The 3,850-nt window shown below is 33.0% G+C and carries 3 protein-coding genes, 1 tRNA gene and 1 pseudogene; 4 read left to right on the top strand and 1 reads right to left on the bottom strand.

Features of this window, described 5'->3' with window-relative positions; genetic code table 11:
- Nucleotides 1–182: 182 nt before the first annotated feature.
- From ACIQZC_RS09775 to ACIQZC_RS09765, 3 genes are all read left to right on the top strand, one after another.
- Nucleotides 183–256 (top strand) — tRNA-Met (locus ACIQZC_RS09775).
- 136 nt (nt 257–392) lie between these two features.
- Nucleotides 393–926: a CIA30 family protein gene (locus ACIQZC_RS09770; RefSeq protein ID WP_396139040.1), complete on the top strand. Its 534-nt coding sequence runs from the start codon at nt 393–395 to the stop codon at nt 924–926.
- A 39-nt stretch (nt 927–965) separates the two neighbouring features.
- On the top strand, nt 966–1,910 hold the full coding sequence (locus ACIQZC_RS09765) for a tRNA dihydrouridine synthase (protein ID WP_396139039.1): 945 nt from the start codon (nt 966–968) through the stop codon (nt 1,908–1,910).
- A gap of 179 nt (nt 1,911–2,089) precedes the next feature.
- Here the strand turns inward: ACIQZC_RS09765 and hisS are convergent, their stop codons facing one another.
- The gene (gene hisS, locus ACIQZC_RS09760) at nt 2,090–3,460 is read right to left on the bottom strand and encodes a histidine--tRNA ligase (RefSeq protein ID WP_396139038.1); all 1,371 of its coding nucleotides are present in this window, start codon (nt 3,458–3,460) and stop codon (nt 2,090–2,092) included.
- Nucleotides 3,461–3,713: 253 nt separating this feature from the next.
- Between hisS and ACIQZC_RS09755 the strand changes: the two are divergent.
- Nucleotides 3,714–3,850: pseudogene (locus ACIQZC_RS09755) on the top strand (ABC transporter permease); the annotation flags it as partial.

Genomic DNA, 3,850 nt, shown 5'->3' with positions numbered 1-3,850 from the left:
GGGAATTCTAATTCATATTTTACTTTTACACTCATTTGATTATTTTTAAGACACGAAATATATAGAGAAAATATTGAAAATACAAAAAAGATTTTAATTTATTTTATAAAATAATGTTTGCAAAGAATATATTTAGTTTTATATTTGCACCCGCATTCTGGTAGGATGTTAGACCAAGAATTGGCGAGGTAGCTCAGTTGGTTAGAGCGCAGGATTCATAACCCTGAGGTCACGGGTTCAACTCCCGTCCTCGCTACAAAAAAATTAAGTTTATAACAATCAACGGATTAGTATTGCTAATCCGTTTTTTTATGAAAATCATTTCAAGTTACTAAAAATGGTTAAAATTTTCATATCAATCTTTTTATTTAGTACATTTAATAAAAAATACAATGAAAACGATACTTTTACTTTTTCTTTTCCCAATACTTATGAATGACTCACTTTTATTTGATTTTAATAAAAAAACCAACTCTAGTGAGTGGAAAATTATTGATGATGGGGTAATGGGAGGACTATCAAATGGCAATTTCAAAATCGATGAAAATGGAAATGGTGTTTTCTTTGGCGCTGTTTCTACCGAAAATTATGGTGGGTTCTCATCGGTTAGTCATAAAATGAAAATCAAAGATATTAGCAAATTTTCTAAGGTGAGTATTCGGTTGAAAGGTGATGGAAAAAACTATCAATTTAGAATAAAAGACAATGCAAATTCCTATTATTCCTATATAAATACTTTTAAAACATCAGGTGAATGGGAAACAATAATCTTAAAATGGAATGATTTGTACCCTTCCTTCAGAGGTCAAACCTTAAATTTACCCAATTTTAAAGGTGACTTTTTAGAAGAAATTGTTTTTTTAATTGGAAATAAAAAGAATGAATCGTTTGAACTAAAAATAGATAAAATTGAGCTGGTAAAATAAATCAAAAATACAGTTCAATTTTTATACTACCTTTGCCGAATGAGCACCACTTTACTTTCTTCTCCTTTACAAGGATTTACCGATTTTAGGTTTAGAAACGCCTTTCATCGCTATTTTGGAGGGATTGATACCTTTTATTCGCCTTACATTAAACTCAATGGAAAATTAGTGATTAAAGGTTCGTATGAAAGAGATATTTTACCAGAAAATAACACTACTTTAGAAGTAATTCCGCAAATCATTACTAATGATGCCGAAGAATTTTTATTTGTCGCTAAATATGTTCAGCAACTGGGTTACAAAGAGTTGAATTGGAATTTAGGCTGCCCCTATCCTATGGTCGCTAAATGTGGTATGGGTTCAGGATTAATTAGTAATACTTCGCAAATCGAACATATTTTAAAGCGTGTTCATACTGAAACCGACATTATTGTTTCGATGAAAATGCGCATGGGTTATGAAAATTCAACCGAAATTTTGGACGTTTTCCCCATTTTAGAGCAATATCCTATTAAAAATATTGCAATTCATGCCCGCATTGGAAAACAACTCTACAAAGGTGGTGTCGATTTAGATTCGTTTCAAAAATGTTTAGATACTTCCAAACAAAAAATTTATTATAACGGCGATATTACTTCGGTTGAAAAATTTAGAATGATGCAAGAACGCTTCCCTTCAATTGACCACTGGATGATCGGAAGAGGTTTAATTGCCGATCCGTTTTTGCCTTCGATGATTAAAAACAATACGACAGAATATCCAAAAAATAAATTAGAAATTTTCGAAGCCTTTCATGATACTATTTATCAAGAATATGATGCTTATTTATCGGGACCAACGCCTATTCGCATGAAAATGCTCGGTTTTTGGGAATACTTTTCAGAATCGTTTTCTAATCCGCAAAAGACCTTCAAAAAGATTAAAAAAGCAGGAAATAGTAAGAATTACGAAATTGCAGTGAAAGAAATTTTTAAAAACGGATAATAAGAAGCTAAGAAAAATTGCCACAAAGTCGCTAAGGCACTAAGGGAAATTGAAATATAAACTTTGTGTCTTCGTGGCAAAAAACTTCTTTGAAAAATAAAAAAACTTTGTGCCTTCGTGTCTTCGCGGCAAAAAAAATCAAATAAATCTGTGCTAATTCGTGCAATCTGTGTTATTATTTATTGCAATAACATAACTAAAGTTTCGAAATCTACTTTTTGTTGGTCACCCGTAGCTAAGTTTTTCAATCCAAATTCTTCACGTTCGATTTCCGATTCACCTACAATAACAGCAAAAGGTATTCCTCTTCGATCAGCGTATTTGAATTGTTTGTCGATTTTTGAATTATCAGGATATAATTCGACTTTGATTCCTTTTTGACGTAATTTTCCGATGGCTTTCATTGCATACAATGCTTCTTTATCGCCAAAGTTTAAGAATAACGCTTTTGATGTAGCTAAAACTGTTGCTGGAAATAAACCAACTTCTTCCATTACCAATGCAATTCGGTCTAAACCAAACGAAATTCCAACACCCGACATGTTTTTTAATCCGAAAATTCCCGTTAAATCATCATAACGTCCACCGCCACCTATCGAACCCATAGCCACACCACTTGGTGCTGCAACTTCAAAAATGGCTCCTGTATAATAATTCAATCCACGTGCTAACGTAACATCTAAATCCAAGAAAGCGGTTTGCAAACCTAAAGTAGATACGTTGTCGCAAATAAATTGCAATTCGTTAACACCTTTCATTCCTTCTTCTGAATTAGCCAATAATTGCGCTAATTTTTCTATTTTTTCGTTGATTGTTCCTGTAAAATTAAACAACGGTTGTACTTTCTCAATCGCTGTTTCCGAAATGCCTTTTTCTAACATTTCTTTTTTCACACCATCTTCACCTATTTTGTCCAATTTATCTAAAGCAACTGTAAAATCTATCAATTTATCTGAAGCGCCAATTACCTCAGCAATTCCTGATAAGATTTTACGATTGTTAATTTTAATGGTAACGCCACCCAAACCTAATTCAGAAAAAACCGAGTCGTATAATTGTACCAACTCCACTTCTTGCCAAAGCGAATTAGAACCCACCACATCGGCATCGCACTGATAAAACTCTCTAAAACGACCCTTTTGAGGTCTATCGGCACGCCAAACAGGTTGGATTTGGTAACGCTTAAACGGAAACTCAATGTCGTTTTGGTGTTGCACCACATAACGCGCAAACGGAACGGTTAAGTCGTAACGAAGAGCTTTTTCGGAAATTTTACCGGTTAATTGTTTGTAGTTTATAGTTTGTAATTCTTCCTGTGTAACTTTATCCAAATAATCACCCGAATTCAAAATCTTAAAAATCAAACGATCGCCTTCTTCACCATATTTTCCCATCAAGGTTTCGGAATTTTCAAACGAAGGTGTTTCAATAGGTTGAAAGCCAAATTTTTCAAAATTGGTTTTTATCGTACTGAAAATATAATTACGTTTCGCTACCTCTGCAGGCGAAAAATCACGAGTTCCTTTTGGTATGCTTGGTTTTTGTGCCATTTTACTAATGTGTCAATTAGACCATTTTGTTTCTTTTGTATTGCAAATATCGTATATATTTAGCAGTTTAAAAAATCTATTTTTTTTCTAATAGATTTCATTATTGTCATTTCGACGCAGGAGAAATCACTTTATCTGAATCACTTTATGAGATTTCTCCTGCGTCGAAATGACAAAGCAGCTGAAACAAGTATCAATTTAAAAAAATCTTCACAAAAATGTAACATTTCGCTCTAACTTTAGTCTTATAGTTATGATAGGATTATTTAAAGAAAATACAAAAATTGCGCTTGACTCCATTAAAAGTCAGGCGTTGCGTACTTCGTTAACGGTTTTAATTATCGCCATTGGAATATGGGCCTTAGTTGGTGTATTAACCTTAGTTACTGC

The organism is Flavobacterium sp. (assembly GCF_044338735.1).
GTDB lineage: Bacteria > Bacteroidota > Bacteroidia > Flavobacteriales > Flavobacteriaceae > Flavobacterium.
Note: the sequence above shows the minus strand (reverse complement) of the source record. Positions and strands in the feature narration are given on the sequence as shown.

Bases quoted from the DNA above. Each gene is read 5' to 3' on its own strand.
- ACIQZC_RS09770 (WP_396139040.1), top strand. From the start codon at position 393: ATGAAAACGATACTTTTACTTTTTCTTTTCCCAATACTTATGAATGAC.
- ACIQZC_RS09765 (WP_396139039.1), top strand. From the start codon at position 966: ATGAGCACCACTTTACTTTCTTCTCCTTTACAAGGATTTACCGATTTT.
- hisS (WP_396139038.1), bottom strand. From the start codon at position 3,460: ATGGCACAAAAACCAAGCATACCAAAAGGAACTCGTGATTTTTCGCCT.